Annotated in this window: 20 protein-coding genes and 2 pseudogenes; 10 read left to right on the top strand and 12 right to left on the bottom strand. The window is 62.6% G+C overall.

Going from position 1 to position 22,412, the window contains the following annotated elements; genetic code table 11:
* A partial coding sequence (locus W823_RS43170; RefSeq protein WP_023958284.1) for an ATP-binding protein occupies nucleotides 1–239 on the top strand: 239 nt, incomplete at its 5' end.
* A gap of 361 nt (nucleotides 240–600) precedes the next feature.
* On the opposite strand, the gene W823_RS43165 is transcribed toward W823_RS43170, so the two are convergent.
* Nucleotides 601–1,956 (bottom strand): hypothetical protein, encoded by a 1,356-nt coding sequence (locus W823_RS43165; RefSeq protein ID WP_023958282.1) that lies wholly within the window; start codon nucleotides 1,954–1,956, stop codon nucleotides 601–603.
* 382 nt (nucleotides 1,957–2,338) lie between these two features.
* On the bottom strand, nucleotides 2,339–3,028 hold the full coding sequence (locus tag W823_RS43160) for a hypothetical protein (protein ID WP_152538055.1): 690 nt from the start codon (nucleotides 3,026–3,028) through the stop codon (nucleotides 2,339–2,341).
* 66 nt (nucleotides 3,029–3,094) lie between these two features.
* Here W823_RS43160 and W823_RS0129170 point away from each other — a divergent pair, with 66 nt between their 5' ends.
* Complete coding sequence (locus W823_RS0129170; protein ID WP_031332329.1) at nucleotides 3,095–3,799, top strand: DUF6461 domain-containing protein; 705 nt, start codon at nucleotides 3,095–3,097, stop codon at nucleotides 3,797–3,799.
* 195 nt (nucleotides 3,800–3,994) lie between these two features.
* Complete coding sequence (locus W823_RS0129165) at nucleotides 3,995–4,339, top strand: hypothetical protein (RefSeq protein WP_031332327.1); 345 nt, start codon at nucleotides 3,995–3,997, stop codon at nucleotides 4,337–4,339.
* On the opposite strand, the gene W823_RS0129160 is transcribed toward W823_RS0129165, so the two are convergent.
* The gene (locus W823_RS0129160; RefSeq protein ID WP_031332325.1) at nucleotides 4,326–4,940 is read right to left on the bottom strand and encodes a cold-shock protein; all 615 of its coding nucleotides are present in this window, start codon (nucleotides 4,938–4,940) and stop codon (nucleotides 4,326–4,328) included. The genes W823_RS0129165 and W823_RS0129160 overlap by 14 nt on opposite strands.
* A 208-nt stretch (nucleotides 4,941–5,148) precedes the next feature.
* Between W823_RS0129160 and W823_RS59615 the strand changes: the two genes are divergently transcribed.
* Together W823_RS59615 and W823_RS43150 are read left to right on the top strand one after the other, a co-directional pair.
* On the top strand, nucleotides 5,149–5,397 hold the full coding sequence (locus W823_RS59615; protein ID WP_161634006.1) for a MarR family transcriptional regulator: 249 nt from the start codon (nucleotides 5,149–5,151) through the stop codon (nucleotides 5,395–5,397).
* Nucleotides 5,398–6,117: 720 nt separating this feature from the next.
* A pseudogene (locus tag W823_RS43150) lies at nucleotides 6,118–6,891 on the top strand (alpha/beta hydrolase); the annotation flags it as partial.
* A 63-nt stretch (nucleotides 6,892–6,954) separates the two neighbouring features.
* Here W823_RS43150 and W823_RS57755 read toward each other — a convergent pair.
* The 3 genes from W823_RS57755 to W823_RS56585 all read right to left on the bottom strand — a co-directional run bounded on the left by W823_RS57755 (nucleotide 6,955) and on the right by W823_RS56585 (nucleotide 9,707).
* Nucleotides 6,955–7,404, bottom strand: a complete 450-nt coding sequence (locus tag W823_RS57755; protein WP_152538054.1) for a hypothetical protein — start codon at nucleotides 7,402–7,404, stop codon at nucleotides 6,955–6,957.
* 93 nt (nucleotides 7,405–7,497) lie between these two features.
* A complete protein-coding gene (locus tag W823_RS43145; protein ID WP_081729755.1) occupies nucleotides 7,498–8,451 on the bottom strand; it encodes an alpha/beta fold hydrolase in 954 nt (317 codons plus the stop codon).
* A gap of 248 nt (nucleotides 8,452–8,699) precedes the next feature.
* A complete protein-coding gene (locus tag W823_RS56585) occupies nucleotides 8,700–9,707 on the bottom strand; it encodes a class I SAM-dependent methyltransferase (protein WP_161634005.1) in 1,008 nt (335 codons plus the stop codon).
* A gap of 154 nt (nucleotides 9,708–9,861) precedes the next feature.
* Between W823_RS56585 and W823_RS43140 the strand changes: the two genes are divergently transcribed.
* A complete protein-coding gene (locus W823_RS43140) occupies nucleotides 9,862–10,425 on the top strand; it encodes a dihydrofolate reductase family protein (protein WP_023958268.1) in 564 nt (187 codons plus the stop codon).
* A 319-nt stretch (nucleotides 10,426–10,744) separates the two neighbouring features.
* Here W823_RS43140 and W823_RS59610 read toward each other — a convergent pair whose 3' ends face one another.
* A complete protein-coding gene (locus W823_RS59610; protein ID WP_023958266.1) occupies nucleotides 10,745–10,918 on the bottom strand; it encodes a hypothetical protein in 174 nt (57 codons plus the stop codon).
* A 197-nt stretch (nucleotides 10,919–11,115) separates the two neighbouring features.
* Here W823_RS59610 and W823_RS59605 point away from each other — a divergent pair.
* A pseudogene (locus W823_RS59605) lies at nucleotides 11,116–11,729 on the top strand (FBP domain-containing protein).
* A gap of 97 nt (nucleotides 11,730–11,826) precedes the next feature.
* On the opposite strand, the gene W823_RS43125 reads toward W823_RS59605, so the two are convergent.
* Entirely contained in the window at nucleotides 11,827–12,756 is a 930-nt protein-coding gene (locus tag W823_RS43125; protein WP_051406515.1) for a helix-turn-helix domain-containing protein, read from the bottom strand.
* Between the two features lie 170 nt (nucleotides 12,757–12,926).
* Here W823_RS43125 and W823_RS43120 point away from each other — a divergent pair, with 170 nt between their 5' ends.
* Nucleotides 12,927–13,778, top strand: coding sequence for an SDR family NAD(P)-dependent oxidoreductase (locus W823_RS43120; protein ID WP_023958262.1), 852 nt, complete (start codon nucleotides 12,927–12,929; stop codon nucleotides 13,776–13,778).
* Between the two features lie 73 nt (nucleotides 13,779–13,851).
* Here the strand turns inward: W823_RS43120 and fadD5 are convergent, their stop codons facing one another.
* From fadD5 to W823_RS43105, 4 genes are all read right to left on the bottom strand, one after another.
* The gene (fadD5, locus tag W823_RS43115) at nucleotides 13,852–15,459 is read right to left on the bottom strand and encodes a fatty-acid--CoA ligase FadD5 (protein WP_023958260.1); all 1,608 of its coding nucleotides are present in this window, start codon (nucleotides 15,457–15,459) and stop codon (nucleotides 13,852–13,854) included.
* Nucleotides 15,460–15,643: 184 nt separating this feature from the next.
* A complete protein-coding gene (locus W823_RS0129140; protein WP_031332319.1) occupies nucleotides 15,644–18,022 on the bottom strand; it encodes a PEP/pyruvate-binding domain-containing protein in 2,379 nt (792 codons plus the stop codon).
* Complete coding sequence (locus W823_RS43110) at nucleotides 18,019–19,017, bottom strand: TIGR03617 family F420-dependent LLM class oxidoreductase (protein WP_023958259.1); 999 nt, start codon at nucleotides 19,015–19,017, stop codon at nucleotides 18,019–18,021. The genes W823_RS0129140 and W823_RS43110 overlap by 4 nt, the downstream gene beginning before the upstream one ends.
* A gap of 9 nt (nucleotides 19,018–19,026) precedes the next feature.
* Complete coding sequence (locus W823_RS43105; protein WP_023958257.1) at nucleotides 19,027–20,142, bottom strand: hypothetical protein; 1,116 nt, start codon at nucleotides 20,140–20,142, stop codon at nucleotides 19,027–19,029.
* A 49-nt stretch (nucleotides 20,143–20,191) separates the two neighbouring features.
* Here W823_RS43105 and W823_RS43100 point away from each other — a divergent pair, with 49 nt between their 5' ends.
* Both W823_RS43100 and W823_RS43095 read left to right on the top strand, forming a co-directional pair.
* Nucleotides 20,192–20,809 carry a TetR-like C-terminal domain-containing protein gene (locus W823_RS43100; protein ID WP_023958255.1) on the top strand — a complete coding sequence of 206 codons (618 nt, stop codon included), beginning with the start codon at nucleotides 20,192–20,194 and terminating at the stop codon, nucleotides 20,807–20,809.
* 57 nt (nucleotides 20,810–20,866) lie between these two features.
* Entirely contained in the window at nucleotides 20,867–22,360 is a 1,494-nt protein-coding gene (locus W823_RS43095) for an amidase (protein ID WP_023958253.1), read from the top strand.
* Nucleotides 22,361–22,412: the final 52 nt, after the last annotated feature.

Below are 22,412 nucleotides of genomic sequence, written 5' to 3'. Positions count from 1 at the left end.
TTCAGGTTGTGGCACAACGATATTTGAAGACGTCGATCGTGATCACCACCAACCGCAGCATCTCCGAATGGGGCGAAGTCCTCGGCGACACGACCGTCGCAGCGGCCATGCTCGATCGGCTCCTGCATCGCTCGGTAGTCCTCAAACTCGACGGCGATTCCTATCGCCTGCGAGACCACCACGCCCGATCAGAAAACCACCGCACCGCCGCCGGAACCATCCGCCGGCCGCTACAGTAGACCCACCTCACGGGTGGGGAATTTCGATGAGCACCACTGGGGAATTTTCCTGAGCCCCGTCAGTAGACACGTCACAGTGATGCGGACTATGGGCGCGCTCTCGGGAGCCTGGGCTTCAAGTCCCGCCGAACGACCCAAGATAGAGCGGTTAATCCTCGAGCGCGCGCATACACGCGGTTGGGCCGCCGACTCCCCTGCCTTCGACGCCCAGGAGGACAGTGCCGGTTGGTATGCACAACCGCCCGTTGAAGGCCGATGAGCAGGTGCGGTTCGCTGAAACGTCGTGCTGGACGCTACATTCGCCGAACTGTCGGTGAGTGTGGCGCGTTGCGTCTCCCGGGGGTTGGGGAAGTGGCCTGGGTCAGGCTTGTAGTACGCCGTTGACGGCGAGCGAGGCAGGCGGGTAGGCGCAGGTGTCGGCTTGTTCTCGTAGGTCGAGGTCGCCATAGCGAAGAAAGGCGTGATCTTTGCGGCCGACTTCGTCGTAAATGTTGATGCGTGAGCTGATGAGCAGGCCTGGGTATTTCTGGTGGCGGTAGGTCAGCTCGATGTAGCCATCGGGCCAGTCCCCGACGAAGGTTGCCCTGACGTTGGACACCCGATCGGAAAACTCGACTCCGTCGAGGCGAGAGACATACCAGCGCGCATACGAGTCGTGGTCGGGTGGGCGCGGTCCTGTGGGCCAGCGGTGCGCTGAGATGTCGAGGTCCTGAATTTCTGACAGCGTGGACATGGTGCGCTTGTGGGCGTCCCACACCTCGAGGCGTGTGTGCCCGCCCGAGCGCGTGGACCCTCGTGTTAGCAGCCAGGCGCGGTGATTTTCAGCGGTTCCGCGCATCACCCAGCGACCATCGATCTCGCTGGTCCAGAGGAGATGGGGATCGGCACCGTTGGTGTCGTACGCGCGAATTACACTCCGGTCGCGGTCGGCAGCTCGGCGGCCCCAGTGCCATCGCGCACCATCCCCGTCGGCGCGCTTACGCAGGTGCGCTTCGTTGTAGGACTCATCGGCGTAGTCCTGCAGATAGCTGGTATCGATCGGCGCGCTCGTAGCGAGATCGCCTGGCCGCACAAGCGTGTCGGGGTGAGGTTCGTTTAAAGGCAGCGAGAGCAGCGAATCCGACCACACCACCCGATAGCGATCGCCTCCGGGCGGTTGCGGCATGTCGCCGTAGTCGACAGGCACCCGCGTCCAGGGCTCGTGATGAACCGACACGTATAACGTGTCGTGTTCAGCCCGCATCAACCAGGCAATTCCATCGACCGCGACGGTGGACACCGCGCCGATGCGATCGACGTGCGTGATCGATGACTGCGGTTCTCGCCATGGTGGGCGGTCAGGTGTGGTGGAGATGTCGCGTTGCGCCTCGACCGGAGGACATAGCCAGGCTCCGTCGGCGGCTGCGCAGATGAGGTCTGCGCCGCGGGAGTAGGTCGCGAACATGAGTCCTTCGGGTGTGATGCGTCCTAGCCCTTCGTCGGGCGAGTACTGGATCCACACACCCTCCTCATCGACTGCAAATCGCGGCGCTTGTCGAGGTCTGGTCGTGCCTGGTGGTGTCATCGTTGTCCACGACACCAGCCGAACAAACGCTTGGGTGTCAGGATCGAATAACGCTGCGACAGGCTGACGTTCATCGACCACCCACACAAAACCGGCACTGGCGAACACATAGAAAGGGCGAAGGGTCAGCCGCCCAGGATCAGTGGCGCTCATACGCCTTTCGTCCAAGTCATGACATCGACGGTAACACCGCACCGCGAGAACGCGTGCACACAATTACCTTGCGGCCTCTTCAGTCGAGTAAACACGACAAGGCGCTGGTAAGGCGCTCGTCGCGTGCTGTGATGTCAAGGAGCTGTGCTGTCAGACCCGCGCGCGAGTCAACGACCTGATCATCGCTGCCCAGACCGGGTTGACGCAGCCGAGCTGATCACCGAATCCGTCGGATCCGCTGTCAAACAGGACCGCAGCCGATGAACCCCACGCCACCGGAGTCGGGCCTGCCACAACGGCGACGTACGTTGACGGTTCTGGTCGACTCTGGCGCGCGTACGTGTCGGTGGTCGACGCGGCTATAGGCGTCCTGTCGAGAAGTTCACGGAACGATTCGAAGTCGCGCGTTGGATGATGTGGGTAGTCCCAGTGAATTCAGTTGTGCGGTGAGCGAGTACGTCCCGGGTGTCAGTGCCTCGCCGCCGGCGACTTGCAGGTGGCCGGCGATGGTGACCGCAGATCCCGGCGCGATGTCAGCAAGCGGTGTGCCGGGCGCGTACACGTAGTATCCGGTGACGTCAGCCACCCTCACCAATACGGAGTTGTCGTCGTCGGCGATGTTGCGCCATGGCTCATTGTTGGTGTTGCGCAGCTCGAGTTCGAAGGTGTGGGTGGCGATCTGGTCGGCTGCCAGCTCAACCTCGGTGGTAGACCATTGCAACGTTAGGCCCTCTCGGCGGTCCTCGCGGCTGGGCAGCGCCTGGTCGGGTTCGACGGTAAATGCCGACAGCAGGCGCCGGCCGTCGTCGAAGTCAGTGATCGCAACGTTGGCCCAGCCCTCGCGTTGTGGTGCGAACCAGACTTGCTGGCGGCCACCTCGAGCAGTCGCCTTGGTGCGCCACCATCGCCAACCCGCGTCCGGCAGCGCAGTATCCACATTGGCGGCCGCCGTTGACTCGTCGATGCCCGTAAGCAGTTCAGCCAACGTGGATGTGGCAGGCCCGTCGAGCACGCTCTGAGGGACGCCGCTGTGGGGCCCAAGTTGGTATGCGACTGGACGCGAGACAGACATGAACGCGACCCTACGGCAGAGACATGCGAGGCCTCGGCCTGCCCGTAATCGTGCCATCGTGGGATTATGCCTACCTACCGTGACTATCTCTGGCTCGACAGGCAGTACGAGTTCTGGACCGGCAATGGCTACTGTGCCAACCTGATTCGCGGCGCAACCCCGGAATACGTTCTCGACGCCCTCGAGGCCGGCCCCAGACGTCCCACAGCGCTCGGACTCGCCGACGTTGCCCTGGAGACCGCCAACTTCCACATCATGAACCTGGCCGACTACCCCAACAACCAGATCGTTGCGGTCACCGATGTGGGCAACGGATGGACCCTGCTGACTCAGCAAGACAGTGGTTACGTCGGCATCGACGACGAGCTCATGGCACCACTGATCGCCAAACACGAGGTGGTCTCGCACTACAGCAGCGTTAACGCCGACGGCCGTTTCATCTGCTGGCGCGACGGGCGCGAGCAAATCTCCTTCGACACCTTGCATCCCAGCCACCACTTGACCGCCAACGCTCGATGGCAACCAGACGTCTACGCCAGGATCACGGCGCTCATCAACGAGGTGGGCGGTATCGGGTTCGACTACGACGGCACCCGCACCGAGTTCCACCACGTCGAGGGCGCGTTTGCCCTGGCTGAACGACTACCGGGTGCACATCGCGCAAGACGTCATCGACCGCGCCCCGTTCACTGTCGCGGTCGTGCCCACAACGCCGATCGATCAACGACCACCCCGCGAACAACCCATCATCACTCCACCCCTACTCGGTGAGACAGCAACGTGGGCAGAAGTAACCCGCCTGCATCAACAAACACTCGAAACAACGATCCACGGTCACTACCGCAAAACCGATCATCAGAGCGGAGGGAAAACAGTCCATCTTGAGTTCTGGCACAAATCTTTTCAGTCCTGGAGACTCCACGACGACCACGGTGTCTACTTCCTCCAGAACAGACGCCAAGAACTATGGTTCCGCAACGCCGCCGGAACCCTCGACTACGGAGTGAGTGGCAGTCTCCCGCCCACCTCAGCGAACTGATCAGTATCGATAGCCACTACGACGAACCACTGGCCACACTGCTGACCCCCGACACACCCGGTAACCCCATCACCGTCGCCGGACGACCAGCCTGGGAGTTCACACCGCCACCCCACTGGAATGGACTTACCGCTCGCCTGGCCTTCGACGCCGAAACCGGCATCGCCCTGCGGTGGTCCTCCACACCCTGGACCAACGAACTCACCTCCGTGGACATCGGATCAGACCTTCCCAATGACCTGTTCGAAGGACCACGGGTCAAAGCCCCTTGACCGAGACTGCCCGGAAACTATGTCCATCCTGTTCGGCATGCTCGTAGGTGAACTCTACGGCCTGTCCAGGCTGCAGGCTACGGAAACCGGTGCCGGCGACCACTGAGAAGTGCGCCCATGCACCACCAGGGGTGTCGTCGGAATCGATGACACCCCAGCCTTCTTCGTCGGCCCAGAGCCGTACCGTGCCGACGGTGGTGAACACGACAGGCGGTTTGATGGCGGGTATCTCGAGACTGGCGGGGTCAACTTCTCGCATGACTGTTAGTCCGTCGGGGTCGGGATCGCCGACGCTGTTCCACAAGCTGGTGGAGAATGCCCCCGTCTGGCGGGCCGGTTCTGCACGGGCCGTGCCCCGCGGCCACGCCTGCTCCACGAGGTAGAGCAGACCCTCGACCGGCTGGGCAGTTTCTGACCACTCAAACTCAACTTCGGTACCTGGGCGCAGACCCATTGACACTCCTGGCTCGTTCAGATCAGCCACAGCCTCGACTCTGAGCGAGTACCCCCGAACATAGGCCCCACCCGGAGTGTCATCCGAGTCGACAACACCCCACTCGTCACCGAAATGCCACACCCGCACAAACCCGATCGCCGACATGGAGCAACGGTAATCCCCCGGGGAGCTGGTCGGAGGTTCATCGCCCGCGCAACGCTGGCGTGGAGTCTTCATCAAGCTTCGCTGCGTACGCATCGGGCCTGCTCTCATAACCGAGCGAATATGACAATGCTCGATGTAGTGTTCGCCAAATGGAGACCTCTATCCCCCGGGACGTGCTCGCAGATTTCGGAGCCCACTGTCTGACCCGGTGCGGGCAGAATTACTGCTGGCACTCCGCTTTGGACCCAGTAACCCAAGCGAGCTTGCGCGGCGGCTCAGCGTTACCCGCCAATCCGTGACCAGACATCTCGCCCGCCTCAGCCAATCCGGCGTCGTCGTTGTCAGCTCCCACAGTGGTCAGCACCAGCACGCACTGGCCGATCCGCACTTCGGGCGTCTGTTGAATGATTTGGCAGACATGATGGTCGCGGTGAGGCCCCCCGACACCCAGGTATAGCTGCACGGTTCGACGCAGTCCAATAGCGCCGTCCTCACAGACGGCGGCGATTGCGCCGTTGAATCGCCTCCGCGAAGCGTCGAGCCGCTTGGACGTCGTCGTCATCTGGGCGGCCCTTGTTCACGCCGCCAACCAGTTTGAACGGCCCCCACGTGTCGACACCTCGACACGTAAACAAAATCCACAACCTCGAACCCACGGCTCTCGAGAATGCTCCCCAGCCGTTGTGTGTACCGACGAAAAGGCGGCTCCGGCATCCCACTGGTACCAAAAACGAATGCCTCACGGCCAGTCATGTCCGAAAGTTCTTGAATGCAGCGCAGTAGCCGCTCGTCGAAACCCATCCAGTAGATCCCCGAGCCAAACCCGACTCGATCGGCTTCGCGAAGGACGGTAGGAGATGCTTCTTCGGGAGCCAGCACGCGGGCACCTAGTACCTCTCCGATGGCGTCGGCAATTCGACGGGTGTTGAGATGCTCCGACCGAGATGATGTCACCAATACGGTTTTCACGAGACAGCCTTCCTGTTGTGGAGTTTGCGGATACATCTCCATAGACCGTGGCGACAGGTGATTCGTGACAGCAGATGGGAACGACGGCCGGCACGTAAGTGTCCGGAACAAACCGAAGGGTCAGGCTTCCACGACTATGGAACTGCAAGAACATCGGCGCTGTTCTCAACTATATTGTGGCTCAACATATTAGTTGCAGACACCCGCCCCGGCGGTCTGCGAACCGCCGCCGCACCTCGAGCAGGTGTCGGCCGAGGGACGAACCGTGCCGGTGAGGATCCACGTGCCAGCCGAAAACGCTCCGTCCGGCGTGATCCTCGAAATCCACACCGGCGGCTTCTTCATGGGCTCGGCGGCCGGCAGCGACCTCCGCAACCGTCGGCTTTCCGAGACGCTCGGGGTCGATGTGGTGAGTGTCGACTACCGCCTCGCGCCCGAGAATCCATGGCCAGCAACACCGGACGACTGCGAAACCGCCGCGCTCTGGCTGGCCGAGCATGCCCAAGCACGTTTCGGCACAACGCACCTCGCAGTCACCGGCTACTCGGCCGGCGCCACTTTGACGATGGCAACCCTTCTCCGATTCCGCGACCGTGGACTCAGAGTCTTCAGCGGAGGCGTACTCCAATGTGGAACTTACGACCTTTCCGCACAAACGCCGGCGGGCAGGTTGATCGCCGACGAGTACTTCCTCGACGCGTACGCCGGTGATGCACCTGACCGGACCCACCCAGATCTGTCGCCCGTATTTGCTGACCTCGCCGATCTACCGCCCGTCATGATCGTGATCGGCACCGACGCCATCCTCCTCGACGACAACTTGGTTTTGGCAACACGGCTGGCAGCCGCCGGCGTCGAGGTCGATCTACGCGTCTGCCCTGCGTCACCACATGCCTTCAGCGGGCACGCAACCTCGATGGCTCGGGTGGCTCTCGACGACATCGATCAATGGTTGCGCGATCGACTCGGCATGCTCGACTGAACCCCGCCGTGCAAGCAGTTGGGCGCCCCTGAAAGTTATTGACGTAATGGAAATTTCGCTAACTCAGTGACGGATGCGCCGTTCAGGACTGCTGCGCGGAGGGCGTGGCCGGACGATCGGAGCACTCAACCCCAGCCGTGGCGATGTCGGCGGTTTTCTCTGGCGATGCGCTTCGGTCGGGCGTTCTAGAATCTTCGTGAAGTTGGGGTGTTCGGCGATATGTTCGGTTGCGCGCCTCCAGCTTGGCACGCGCGCGTTCGCACTGTTCCGCACCCCGAACACCGCTTCGCTGGCCCACGTTTCCGCGAGCGGCATCACCGAGGCATGAATACCGCTGTCGCGGAATCTGGTCATCGTCTGACCGCCAGTCCATACGGTGACCGTCCAGAAAGCTCCATCGGCGCTCAGACGTAGGCGCCCGCCCAGGAACCCCTGGCTACGGCGGGCCTGCAGGGCAATCACCAGGCTGGCCCAGACAAACCTTGGCACGTCCCGCAGACGACCGATCTTCATCCGAGTAGCAACTACGACTGGCATCTCGCCCCCAAAAAAGTCCGAATCGTATAGCGCGGAGCGTACTGCGCGTCATCGGCAGAGGACAGGGTGTTAGCCGACGCCGGAGTTCGGTTCGACAACCGCACATGGCGCTGGACGATGCGAAGCCTCATCGAGAGCGTTGAGTACAAATGCTGCGACCCGGCGTGTTGCCGCAAGGCCTCGGTGCGCTGTTCGGTCGATCGCGCACCCATCTTGGACCACGATGTTGTGCACTGCTGTGCCTGCGGGCCCCGGCGTCAAACCCGCCGTGTACGGAATCACGAGCTCGTCGTATTTCGTCGCGATGTTCGTGTATTTCACGCCTGACACGTAGGGCGAGCCATCGGCATTCAGTGTCGTGATGAAGTCAGATCCCTCTACTGCCTGCAAACAGGCCGGGCACAACGGAATCGAGAGCGCACCTGATAGTCCGAGCTGTTCATGCATCTCCTGGAGATAGTCTTCCCCCGCGGGCCCAGCAGTGCCGTTCCAGAGCGCGCCAAGGGCGACCAGGTTGGAAACAATGTCTTTGCCTCCCAGGAACTTCGCGTAATAACCCGACACCAAGCTTCCCTGCGAATGGGAGATGATGTCGACTTCCGAAGCCCGTGTTGACGTGCGAACGCGATCGACGAATGCCGAGAGTTCGGCGGCATCGTCTTCCAAGGGATCAAGAGCACCTATTGCGGACAGAGGCCAGGGCGCATTGTCGATTTGGCCATACGTCAACCCGTAGACGCAGTAGCCCTCGTTCTTCAGCAGCGGACCGTACACTCCCCAATTGACCTGCTGGCTCGCAAATCCTCCGTGTACCAACACCACAGGTCGCGGGTGCGCCGGGCTTGGCCGGCACGACCAATCGTTGGTACCGGGCAATGAGCCGTTCGGGTTGGTCAACTCGGCGACGATCCCCGTGTTGAAGTCGTAGCTGACTGGCAGCGGCGCGGCGGTAGCCGTAGCGGGCGTCGTAGCGACAAAACAGATTGCCAACATCAAAATGGCTACCACGCGTGGACGTTTCATCATCCCCCTAGTGCGCGACGAATGTGACGCATCGTCCACACACAGATCCCCGAATTTCGTCGAATGCTACTGGCTGTGCAGTGCCTTGGGGTCCATATCGACGGCTTTGGTCGCGAGCAGCTTCGTTCACCGCGTGGGGCTCTCAGGTGAGCGCCGATAGTTACTCTGTCGCGTGGCCCGGTGGGCACTGATGGCGTCGACGCGCAGTTCGGTTGGTCCCGCAGGGATCGCGCTAATTGCCGACGGCGTCACGCCTGCTCGACATCATGATTGCCAGCCGCCAGTCGAAGCCGACTGTGGTGTCTTGGTTGATGGCGTCCGTCAACCGCTCGGTGAACAATTCGTGCTCGATCGCCGCGCGGTATGGCCGCGAGCAACGACGGGCCGAACGACACCCGAATGGCCTCGGCAACATCTCGAGCGTACTGCTCACGGTCGCCCTCCACGTTCTGCTCGGCGATCGGATCACCCAGGACTACCTCTTCGAAATGGTCAAGCGTGAAGGTGGCGTGCGGGAATGGCGCATGCCACTCGGCTGTGGTGCGGTACCACGCCGGGATGGGGGTGAGCGACCTCATGGGCAGGCGTCCTGTTTCGGTTATGTCGCCGGCCACGCGCCTGAGTGTTGTCATCACGGTTTCGGCCCCGCTGTAGCCGGCCGAATCAGCCGACCCGACCACGATGACGAGGCGTCCACCCGGCAACAACTCACGACTTCTGGCGTCGAGGAACCGGGCCCAGTCATCGCCCGCTCGCCGGGCCCATCGGTCACGCTGGGACTGCGTCCCGTCGGTGTACCAAAGGCCATCGAGCGGTCCCGCAGCCGCGCTGAGCCAATGCAGAGCAATTGAACTCCACCCCAGGGAGACAGATCGCGGCGGAAGTATGTGTTGATAAAACGACTTCCCGACCGCGCTGGTGTAGACAGCCGGACCGGCGTAGGTGCCCGGATCGTCTGCGACAGTGGCAAATAACGAGCTGAAATCGTTCAACGGGAGGTCAGTGTGAACCACGCTGATCGGCAAGTCGGCCGGATGAACGCGGCGCATTTCCTCGATCGCGGCGCGCATGGGGGCCAACGAATTGCGTCCCTCTGAGCATCCATAGTCAGCGATCGTCAGCGACCCGTCGGAGGTCGGTGGCACCACTGCGGCTGCCTGGCGAAGCAGCGGAAAGGCGCGTGCGGCAGCACTCAACTGCGCCGTCGAGTGCTCGTTGTACTGCCCGCCGCCCGCCATCGCTTCTGGTTGCGTCATGAGTGGATTCTCCATCGATCGGCGGGCTCCGGCATCTACTCGCTCCGCCTCACCCCGAATTCGAAATGTCAGGCGGCGAATCGCGAAACCTGAACCCGGTCGCCGGACCACTGCGAGTCCGATGAGTTTTCGTCGTCGTGGTGGTCTAACACGCATGGGCAAACTCACTTACGGCATGAATATCTCAGTGGACGGCTACATTGCCGACCGGAACGGCGATATCGGGTGGAGCGACCCGGATGCCGAACTGCACCAGTACTGGAACGACCAGGTCCGCAACACGGCGGTGTCGTTGTACGGGCGAAAGCTGTACGAGCTGATGGCCGCCCACTGGCCGACCGCCGACGAGGCCCCCGACGTGTCGCCGGTGGAGGCCGAGTACGCCCGGCTGTGGCGTGCGATGCCGAAGGTGGTGTTCTCGAACACGCTCGGTTCGGTCGGCTGGAACTCGCGACTGGAGCGGGGCGATGTCGTCGACTTTGCCACCAAACTCAAGGCGGACACCGACGGGGTGATCGACGTTGCCGGTGCCACGCTCGCCGCGCCGTTGGTCCGGGCCGGCCTCGTTGACGAGTTCCACATGGTGGTCGCCCCCGCCGCGGTGGGCGGCGGGCTGCCGTTCTTTCCAGCCTTGGACAGCTGGATCTCGTTGGAGCTGACCGAGAACCGTACGTTTCCGTCCGGCGCGGTGCTCCTCCGGTATACAGCCAAGAAGTAGTAGCCGGTCACGCCAGTGCGTCACTGTGTGTGGAGACGTGGGACGGCCGATCCCCCAGCCACCGCCCGGCCCGCCTCAACGAACACCGCGAGATGACTCTCACAAGAGAGTCAGGCCGCGTTGTCGTCAACCAGCGTCAGTGTCCATAGGTATAGCGGAGACCGGCGTTGATGAGCTCCCCGATGCGTTGACACATGTGCCGGAACAGTGGGTCATCTGGAGCGGGCGGCTCGACCAGCAGGGTCCATCGAAGTGCCGTCTCGCTACCGCTTCCCGTTAGGTCGAACTGGATATTTGCGTCGGGTCGCTTCACCCAGATCTATGACCACACAACAAGTGTCGGGCGCTGGGTGGCAAGAATGCGCGGTGGCGTCTCGTCGTCGAGCAGATGCAACCACGGCCGCTGGGAAGCGCGGCCTGGATCGGCCAGATCCTCGAACACCACCCACGGCGGGGGCGGCTGAGTGCGCTGCCGAGTCGCGACCGCTTGCATACACGAACCGTACGAGACCGGATGCCGGCAGTCCACCGACAACCCGCTGCATTCTCGTCGCCCGGTGACGCACCGGTAAAGCGGGATGCAACGACCGCCGAGAAACCGGTACGGTGTTTCGGTGTTCCGTCGAGTCGAAGCAGGTACTGGCGCCGCGTGCGCCTCTATGAGATGACTGCGCCCCGCAGCCGACCGTGATGGTCGGCAGCTCACTCATGCCCTCGCCCCGATGTTTCGGGGAATCGACTCACCGCGTCCCGGACGCGGTCTCACTGCAGGTCTCCGATAGGCGTACCTGCACGGATGGATCCACCATGAAATCTCTTACCCACCAGCAGATCATCGACTCATTTCGCGGCGCGACGCGCAGCGAGATCAAGCGAGTCACATTCCCGGCCGACTTCGACAACACCGATTTCGATGCGCTCGACTTCTACGGATGGCGGGATCGCAAGATCCCCCGTCGTGGCTACATCTGCGTCCCACATCAGGCGACGTCATCACCTTGCTGTTGACGCAGGCTGAAGCCGTCCCCAAGCGACGGGCCATGTGTACATGGTGTCGCGACGTCAATCTGACGAGCACAGCGGTCATGTTCTCCACGCGCCGGATGGGTTCTGCTGGACGCCGCGGCGACACGATCGGTGTCCTTGCCTGCGAGGACTTCAGCTGTTCACGCAACGTCCGCCGGCTCCCACCCGCCTTCCACCGGCAGACCGATCTCGACGCGTTACGGGCCGAGGCGGTTGCAGGGCTGCGCGTTCGCGTCGAGGCCTTCGTGGCCAACGTGCTGTCGTCTGCAGACGCCTGACGTCGCGCCGCGGCGCCGGCGAGTGATGCCGGCGCCGCGGCGTTCACTGCTCCCAATACGCAACATTGACGCGAGGTCTCACTCAGACCTACGCAGGTCACTCTCCTACAACGGGGTCATGAGGCTGATCGTCGGTGAGGCCTTCGCGCTCGCGCGCACCTGACCGATCCGATGAGCTCTTGACTTGTGAAATCGACCAGCTGGCAAGAACATTGAGGGCCTGCTGCGAGCGACTGCCGGGTTCAGTGGTGTATACGTACAGTGTCTGCTCCGGATCGTCCGGCAGGGTGAGGGTTTCGTATTCGACCGTCAACTCGCCGACCACTTGATGCCGAAGGCGTTTCGAACCGTGCGTTCGCTGATAGACCCGGTGTTGCGACCACCACCGACGGAAATCATGGCTCTTGTCGGTCAATTCGTCGACGAGAGCTCGGGTGATCCGATCATCCGGATCGTTTCCGGCCTCTAACCGAAGACTTTCGACGGCCGCGCGAGCCTGTATCTCCCACTCGAGGAACAGATTCCGCGGTTCGTCGCCGAGAAAAATCCATTTGGCGTAGTTGCGGTCTCGCGGAAGAAGCTGATCGAAATCGGCGAATAACGCGCGCGCCATCCGGTTGGTGGCGAGTACATCCGACCGCTTACCGAGAATCAGAGCCGGCTGACCTTCGAGGGCATCAAGAAACTGGTAAAGCCCTGGCCGAACCCGCTGCACAGCCGCCGCACGACGCGGCGCTACGGCCGACCGGCGCCCGATCAGATTGCCCAGGTGAGTCCGACCGGCGGCATCAAGGTCGAGCGCCAAAGCGATCGCATCGACAACCCCTGTCGATGGAGTGATGCGCCTGCCTTGCTCCAGGCGCGTGTAGTAGTCGGTCGACACCCCTGCCAGCAACGCGACCTCCTCCCGACGCAGACCCGGAACACGCCGTACCCGACCGTCGGCAGGTAGGCCCGCGCGCGACGGGTCGACCTGACTCCTCGCCCGCCGCAAGAAATCAGCAAGTTCGCGATTGACCTCACTCACACCATCATCATCACCCACCGGGTTCATCTCCACCTGGGTCGCGCAGTCCTATGTTCGCCTATCCCAGGTCAGCCAGGGCTGGATATGCGCTGCTCAAACGTCTCGTAGGCGCCAAGACTGGAGACACCAACGAACACCATCGTTTCGCACCGGCCCTCACAAGGAGTGACATGACTGCCACCACCCCCACCACCTGGTTTGTAACCGGCACTTCCCGCGGACTCGGACTGGAACTGGTCAAACAACTTCTCGAACGTGGCGACAACGTGGCCGCCACGACCCGTTCCACCGATCGGCTCCTCCGCGCCCTGGACGGCGTAAACACGGACCGGCTCCTCGCGGTTGCCCTCGATCTCACTGCCGCGGACGCCGTCGATGCGGCAGTTCGCCGAACCATCGATCGCTTCGACGGACTCGACGTCGTCGTGAACAATGCCGGATACGGCTACCTCGCCGCCGTGGAAGAGACGACAGACCGCGCCGCACGCCAGATGTTCGACGTACAGGTCTTCGGAGTGTGGAACGTCCTGCGATCGGTCTTGCCGGTCTTCCGTTCCCGACACGGCGGACACATCATCAACGTTTCCTCGGTGCTTGGTCTGACCGCGATGCCGGGCTGGGGCCTCTACTGCGCCGGAAAGTTCGCGCTCGAGGGACTGAGTGAGTCTCTGGCAGCCGAGGTTTCGGAGTTCGGGGGTAAGGTCACCATCGTCGAACCCGGCTACTTCCGTACCGACTTCCTGACAACCGATTCGCTGGCTCTGCCCGAAACCACCACGCAGGGATACGAATCGATCCGGGAGATGACGCACAACCACCTCGAGCTCCAGGGCAGCCAACTCGGCGACCCGGTCAAGGGGGCGGCCGCCATCATCGCAATTGCGGCTTCGAAGGAGGGGCCCTTGCGTCAACTGCTCGGTTCCGACTCCTACGCCTACGCAACCGCCAAAGTCGATGCCCTCACCACTGACTTCGAGGCCGGCAGAGAACTCGCCTTCACCACTGACCACCACCAAGCATGAGACAGCCGGCTACTGCCCAAACCGTCAGGTGCGGACGCGAGCCGCTCCGGTCAAGAGCCAATGCTTGTCGGAGTCAGTGAACCAATCCCTCGTCTTTACTGCCGTATGCTGCGCGGAGCTTGGGTTTGACGACCTTGCCCCCGGGATTGCGTGGCAGTTCGTCGACAACAATGAGGTCTTTCGGGTGTTTGAAGCGCGCCAGGTTCTCGGCGAGGTGAGGTCCTAGCTCATCGAGGGTGAGCGACTCCGTACCTGCGGCCAGGACCACGACTGCTATCGGGACCTCACCCCACTTCGCGTCTGCCCGGCCGATGATGGCGGCTTCGGCGATTGCGGGATGACTATAGAGTGCGTTCTCGACCTCGGCGCAGTAAATGTTCTCGCCACCAGAGATGATCATGTCTTTGGCTCGGTCAACGACATAGAGAAAACCCTCGTCATCCTGCCGGACCAGATCGCCGGAGTGGAACCACCCACCCCGGAACGCCTCTGCCGTAGCCTCAGGATTCTGCCAGTAACCCTTCATCAAATTGGGTCCGCGATAGACAATTTCGCCGACTTCGCCCTGTTTGACGTCTTCCATCAGTGGGTCAACGATCCGAGCCGTCACCGCGGGCACGACTTTGCCAACCGACCCGATCTTCCGGATGGCGTCTTGACCTTCGAGAAGCGTTGTGACCGGGGACATCTCGGTCTGACCGAACGCGGTCATGTTCAGTGCCTCGGGAAACAGCTCATTCATCTCCCGAAGCACGGTATCGGGAGCGGGGGCCGCTCCCCAGCTGATCGCCCGCAATTTGAGGTTGCGGGGTTTGGCTCGCTGCGCGGCGCAAACTGCCTGCCACTGTGCCGGCACCATGAACACCGAAGTGATGCCTTCGCGCTCCAAGGTGTCGAGCATCTCGTTTGGATCAAACGCACCGAGCGGATGGATCACTGCCTGGATGCCCCGATAAAAGACCGGGGCGAAAGCCGCGATGCCTGCGATATGGAAGATCGGAGGCACGACCGAGGCTATGTCGCCCGGTTGGCCATCGGACGCATTGATGGTGGTCATCGCCTGGGATTGCAGGTTCGCGTGGGTCAACATGGCGCCTTTTGGCTTTCCAGTTGTTCCCGAGGTGTACATGATGAGTGCGACGGTATCTTCGGGGACGTCGAGCTCGACGAGATCCGTAGGATCCTGTGCGAGCAGCTCTTCGTAGTCAAGGTGATCGACGCTGTCGGCGGCAGCGTCGACGACGATGGTGGTGTCGATGGTTCCGGTGGACACGCGGACCGCATCAGCGAGCGGCACGAGCAGGTTCTCGGTGAGAAGTACTGTGGCGCCACTATTCTGGACCAGAAAACCCACCTCGGCCGGGCTCATACGAATGTTGACCGGTACCGGGATCGCGCCGATCAGATTTGCCCCTAGGACAGCTTCGACATACTCGGTGCGGTTGAGCAGCGCCATCAGGATGCGGTCGCCGAATTGGACGCCGTGGCGCTGCAACGCTGCGGCGAACCGACGCGACCGGTCGTTGAGTTCACGCCAGGTGGTCGCGGTGTCGAGATACTTCACGGCAACGTGGTCTGGTGTCATGTGAGCGTGTCGTCGCACCTGGTTGTTCCAGGTGTTGCGGCTGGAACGCAATGGTTCGTCGAGAAGCTTGCTGGTCGATTCTGCAGCAACTGTCATTGCGTATCCCTGGTGTTGTTGGGCGTGGCGTGCGGTCAACAGCCCACTACTGTGCGCTACGTCTCACTGTAGAGGTCGAGACGATCGTGGGCCGACGAATCAAGGCAGCAAGTGAATACCTTCTGTGAGTTGAAGAAGCGGTGTTCGGTATTTCGTGGCGCGTTCGCTTCGCATGTAATCGGAGTCAGGCCTGGTCCAGTCGCGTCACTACCCCTCGGTCTCCATCCACGCGAACACGGTCACCGGTCTTCAACGACTGCGTGGCCACCAAGGTGTTGACGACGCACGGTAAACCGTATTCGCGCGCCACCACAGCCCCATGGGACACGGAGCTGCCGATATCGGTGACAAGTGCAGCGATCACGGTGAAGTACGGTGTCCAACCGACGTCGGTGACCGGTGCGACCAAGATCTCTCCGCATTGCACGTCGCGCGCGTCGATGATCGATTTAGCCACGCGCACAACGCCTTCGACAGTCCCGCGACTCGCCGGGCGGCCGATGATCTCGTTGTCGGTGACACCTCGCTGAGGCCGGACGATGAGCGGTGTCGGCCGCCCGACAGACACGTCGTCGAACTCCAGCGAGTCCTGGAACGCCAGCGCCTCCCGGCGCTTGACCGCTCGATGCACGAGGTCGGTGATGTCGACGGAACCGACGATGCGGTTCAGTTCTGCCCGGTCGAAGAAGAACACGAGATCCGAGTCAGGCAGTCGTCCGGACGCGGCCAGCACCTCGCCCAGATGCCGGAAGCCCAGCTTGAGCGAATGCGCCATCAGCGCCATCTTCGATTTGGTCTCCTCGCGCCCTCGTGCGCCTCCTTGCGCCAACCTGGCGAGAAGTCTGATGGACGCTGCGCTGGGAACTTCGGGCCGGCTCTTGGCCGAACCGCGGTCGGACGGATCAAGCGCGGAACGCACCATCACCTGCATCATCGCGCCCAGCCCTTCCGGGTCCTCGGCCCACGACGCATCGCGCATGCACAGCTCGCGGTATCCACGGTGGCCGTGGCGCTCCAGGAACTTCTCCAACGCCATCCCGGCCGCGCTGCCGGTGGCACGCAACTCCCCGACCGCGGTACCCGGCTCCCCCGCCAAGAACTTCGTGGCAGCCACGTCGTCGGCCGCTATGGTGTGTACCACCGAGTCGAGCTCTTCCAGCATGAGCGCGCTCTCGACATCGGAAGCGCCGGCCATGAGCCTGGTCGCCTCGGCGCGACCCTCGTCTTCGCTACGTCCTTCTTTGACTGCTTGTCTCATCAAGACGCTCTCGAGGACGTTCGCGGCGACCGCTGCGCGCGACGACGATCGCACATGGGTCAAGGTGATGTCGCAGTACTGTTCCACCCCGGATTCGAGCTGCCTCAACACCTGCCGAGGGTCATCACCGGTCGGCACCTCGAACTCGGCGATCTGATCCTTCAATCGCCGGATCGCCGGCCCGGCAGACAACGCGTACGTGGTGAGCCGTACGGTGTTGACCAGTCTGTGCAAGAACGGCTTTGGTGGTTTCGGTTTCAACTCATCGACCACCCGACCGCAGATCGAGGTGGAGAATTGTTCGAGCGAATTGCCCAGTATCCCCGAGCTCAGACCGGTGCCCTCGGTCAGGTTCAAGAACATGTGGCCCTGAAAATAGCCGACCTGCAGCCACGGCTTCTCGTACTTCGGCTGCGCTCGCGCCACCACCTGCGTCATCTGCATCGCGTAGTCGATGGCAAAACCGGAGACCGAAGCAGTCAACGGGCAAAACGCCCCGGGCATCATCTCGCCGATGTTGCAGCGGGTGTACACATGGTCTGCACCCGCGAGTGGCGAATCCATCTCGCCCAGATCGCCGGGCAGAGTGGTGATAGGACGAGCCTGAAGCCACCAGAGCTTCCCCGATCGGTCGATGGCCCACTCGAGATCCATCGGTTTGGCCCAATGTTCGACAGCGCGCAGGGCGCCCGCCCGGATGTTCGAGATTTCGTCGGACGACAGGACCGGCGTCTCACCAACCTCACGAACGGCGGGGTTGCCCTTGGAATCCAAAACGATGTGGTCTGGGGACGCCGACCCGTCGACAAGCGCCTCGCCGAGCCCGGCGATGGCATCGATCACCATGAGGTCGCGTCGGCCGGTGGCCGGATCTGCGGTGAACACAACGCCTGCGGCTCGCGCATCGACCATGTGCTGCACGATCAGATGCATTGTGGCCGTAGTCTGTCCACTGTAGGAAGACGCGCGTCCGGAATGAACCGACGCCGCACACGTGTGAACAGCCGCAGCAAAGGCATCGACGGAGTCGACACCCAGCACGGTGTCGTACTGTCCTGCAAAGGATTGGTCGTCGCCGTCTTCGCCGACTGCCGAGGACCTCACAGCCACCGGAGTCGCACCTGTCGATGCCATCTGCGAAAAGCGCTCGGCCACATCATCGACGGCGATCTGCTCGGAAGCGTCAGCGATGACAAATCCTACCGGCACAGCAAGTCCCAACCGGCGCAACTGCGCGAGACCGGCCGCTTTCCCGCCGTAACGACCGTCAAAGACCTCGTCGAACTCGACCGCGGTCAACGTCATGACGATCCTCCCAATTCGTCCACGATCTCCGCGAGCGCGTCGACCTCGATGGGGCCCGGTTGGTAGAGGCAGATCCGGTCGGAGACACCGTCGACCCGGTCGCGGATGTGCGCAGCCACCTCGGATGGGCTGCCACACGCGGCGATGGTGTGCAGTATCTCGTCGTCGATCAGCGTGGCCATCTCTTGCCAGCGGCCCTGCTTGGACATCGCATTAAGTTCTGGCTGCAGATCGCCCCATCCGTGGGCGTCGAGAACCGGCCGGTACGCCGGTGTGGAACCGTAGAACGCCAGCAACATCCGAGTGGAGGCATGATCGTCGTCGCGCCCGGTATCCACCGACACGATGATCTCGGGTACCACCTCGAATTCGCTCTTGCTGCGGCCTGCAGCAGCCAATCCCTCGCGTACTGCAGGCAGTGTCGACTCGTGGAGGAACCGCTTCGACCCGAAAGGCATCACCAACAAACCATCGGCCACTTCTGCAGTTGCCCTGGTCAACCGGGGTCCGAGCGCGCCGAGATAGATCGGCGGCGGACCGAACGGGTTTGGGCCGGGTACAAAGGTCGGCGTCATCAAGGTGTGCCGGTAGTACTCGCCGCGGAAGTCGAGTCGTTCACCCTCGTTCCACGTGGCAAAAATGGCTCGCAGCGCCCCCACCAATTCCTTCATCCGTGCAACCGGATGATCGAACTCGACTCCGTAACGCTTCTCGATCTGCGCGCGAACCTGCGTGCCCAGACCCAGGATGAAGCGCCCTTCGCTGATCAGCTGTAGGTCATTGGCCTGATGGGCGAGCTGAATCGGATTGCGAGGGAATGCAATCGCAACATTCGACATGACGTCGAGATTCTTCACCGACGATGCCAGCACCAGCGGGGTGAAGACGTCGAACGGTCCTTCGAAGGTGAACACGCCTGATGCGCCGGCTTCCTTTAGCACTTGCGCCCGTTCGAGTGCATCGGTTGGCCCGAACAGCGCTGTCATGATCTTCATACCTGGCGCCTAGCTCGCCGCGTCGGTCCAGTCGGAGAACCCCGACGGGTGGTGCGGCCCGATGACGCCGTGCTCGAACAGACCCGCGCCCTCGCAAACCGATCCATCAGCTTCGGTACACACGGCCTTGCCGACATGGTCGATGAGACTGAACGGCGCCCGGGCCATCACCTCTGGATCCGTCAGGTCGAAGTCGACGCGTTCAGCGAATGGTGCACCCCTCCAGCTGCCGTGGGCCCACGAGGAGTCGCCACCGTAGCCCGACCCGAAAGCGATGGGAGCAAACAGCTTTGACTCGACGTCCAACTCGATCTTGTCTCCGGCGCGGTTCATGAACTCCACATGGGCGCTCCGAGGAATTCTTGTGCCGGGCTGGTAGTCGACGCTCACCCGAACTCCGTCGAGCTGCTCGACGCGGCCGTCTCGCCACCTGCGTGTGCAGTCGTACAGGCTGCGGTGGCCATCGGGATCTTCCTGCAGGATCAGGAACAGCTGGTAGTCGTCGAACGCCAACGGCAGGTACAGCCACCACATCCCACGGAACGAAGCGTCTGGCCGACCGGACGGCTCGGCCTCGCCGACAGGTCGGATGCCCCACGAGCGGTCACGGCTCGCCACACTGCTGTCGTGACTGACTTCCAGTCGTTCGCCATCGACATCGATCCAGCCCTGCCACGAACCGACCTGCGCAAAGCGAGACGCCTGCAAGGTCACCCGCCTATCGGTGAGCATCTGGTGCGGCTCCTCCAACGCGGCGGGAAACAGCCCGCGCCAGGTGAGGTCGGCGGAAATACCCTCGGTCTGCGCCAATGTCAGATGCACCTGCTGTAGCGGCTCGATGACATCGAGGCGGTAACCGTTGACGTTCTGGTGAAGGCGATCGTCGTCGATGGCGTCGCTGAGGTGCACCGCGGTCTGGGTGTCGCCGCGACGAACGACGAAGTAGGCGTCCTTGACGCCGAGGCGTGGGTAATAGCCGATACCGGTCAGGGCCATGAAACGGCCCTCCCGGTCGAGCACGTTGAAGTACGACCGGTCGTAGAAGTTTCGATCGGACGTAGCCGGCCAGGTCAGAGGCGCGGGCGTTTGGTGAATGGGAAACTCGTCGAGCGGGCTCAGATGCACTAGCTCTCCTCAAATACGATGCGTACCGTATTGGAACTATGGTGAAGCCATGACAGCAGAAAGCCGCAGTGAAAACAAGAGCGCTGTGCAGTCCACACCTGGGCGGCCGCGTGACGGCAGGATCGATGCCGCGATCATCGCTGCCACACGCGAGCTGATCCTCCAGACCGGCTACTCCGCGTTGTCACTCTCGGCGATCGCTGCGCGTGCCGGAACCACCACTGCTGCCATCTACCGCCGGTGGTCGGGCAAGGCGCAGCTCGTTCACGAAGCCGTGTTGTACGCCGAATCAATACCCGTGCCGAATGGTTCCGGCGACATCCGCGCCGAGATCCGGGGTCTGGTCGAGACGGTCCGAGTCATCTTCGACAGACCGGAGGTGCGGTTGGCGCTGCCGGGCCTGATCGCGGACACCGTTGCCGATCCTGAGCTGCACGCCATGATGATCGCGCGATTGGGCGGCAATCTCACGGCATTCGAATCTCGGTTCGGACAAGAGCGCCGCGACGACGACCATCTGCCCATGCTCGCCGAGGTGGTCGCGGGCACTGCGATCTTTCGCATTCTCATCCGAAGCGACGCAGCCCTCGACGACACCTGGGTGGACGAGATGACCAGGATGATCACCGACCGTTGGCCCCCTGAGAAGTCGCTGGATCACTCCTGAAAATCGCTTTCCTGCCCACCCGACCGGCTTTGACGGCGGGGAACTATCGTTCGCTGTATGCGCTTTGACGAGTACCAGAACTTCGATGCACTCGGACTCGCTCAACTCGTCAAAGACGGTGACGTGACGGCCGGCGAGCTCCTCGATATCGCGCAGCAGCGGGCACATGAGGTGAATCCTCAGATCAACGCAATCGTCCGCTTCATGAACTCACAGGCCAAAGATCACGTTGCCGGCGAACGGGTGGGCCCATTCAGCGGCGTCCCGTTCCTGATCAAAGACCTGGCTCAGGACTACGGCGGCCTGCCCAGTAGCAGCGGTTCGCGATCACTCGTCAATGTCCTCGCGGGTGAGCATTCCACGGTGGTTCAGCGATGGCTCGATGCCGGATTGGTGATATTCGGCAAGACGAACACCCCCGAGTTCGGCGCCAAGGGGATCACCGAGCCCGAACTGTTCGGGCCCGCGCGCAACCCGTGGGATCTGACTCGGACACCTGGAGGTTCGTCGGGCGGATCCGCCGCGGCTGTTGCTGCCGGAATTGTTCCGGTCGCCGGCGCCAACGACGGCGGTGGCTCCATCCGGATCCCGGCCGCCTGCTGCGGACTAGTCGGTCTCAAGCCGGGCCGCGGGCTCCTCCCCATGGGTCCAGCCATCGGTGAGGCGATGCACGGCGCCGCCGCGCAAGGGGTTGTCTCTCGCTCGGTACGGGATACCGCGGCGATGCTCGATGTGCTCGCCGGGGGCGAGCCGAGCGGCCCGTTCCTGCCTTCCGTCCCGCCTGACACCTACCGCTCACAGGTGGGTGCCGATCCCGGACGGCTACGTATCGGTGTCTGCTCCACGTCGGGCATCAATCCCGATCCCCATACAGAAGCGGCGGTGGCAGTCGCCGGCACCGCGAAGGCTCTTGCCGACCTCGGACATGACGTGGAGATCCTGGACCAGCAGCCGTTCGACGACCTGGCGTTGGCCCGCGACTTCTTGCTGACCTGGTTCGTGTACCTGGCGTGGGAAATGGACGACGCCAAACGCCGATCAGGTTGCGACGACTCTGATTTCGAGATCGACACGCGGGTGATGGCCGCACTGGGGCGAGCCCATGGCGGTGTCGAGTACGTCGATGCGGTCATGCGCCGACACGAACATGTACGACAACTGTCAGCGTATTTCGAGAAGTATGACCTGCTGATGACGCCGACTCTGGCAGAGCCTCCGCCACGCATCGGCGCGTTCGATACTCCCCGCCCCGCCCGCATGGCGGCGTCCGCTCTGCTGAGAACTCGTACAGCCGGCCTTCTGCGGCATGCCCCGTTGGTGGACAACATGATCCAGGACAACCTCAGTTGGGTGCCCTACACACAGTTGGCGAACCTGACCGGGCGTCCCGCGCTGTCGTTGCCACTCCACTGGACCCCGGAGGGCATTCCGATGGGTGTGCAGTTCACCACTCAGCTCGGTGGTGAAGCCATGCTCCTGCGTCTCGCAGGACAACTCGAACAAGCCACGCCCTGGGGACAGCGCTGGGCCGACCTCTCCCCCAAGTGCTAGCCTCCGTGTGAGAGATTCGGTGTCGCAACGCTTTCCGACAGTCGCCTGACAA

Source organism: Williamsia sp. D3 (assembly GCF_000506245.1).
In the GTDB taxonomy this organism is placed as follows: domain Bacteria; phylum Actinomycetota; class Actinomycetes; order Mycobacteriales; family Mycobacteriaceae; genus Williamsia; species Williamsia muralis.
Note: the sequence above shows the minus strand (reverse complement) of the source record. Positions and strands in the feature narration are given on the sequence as shown.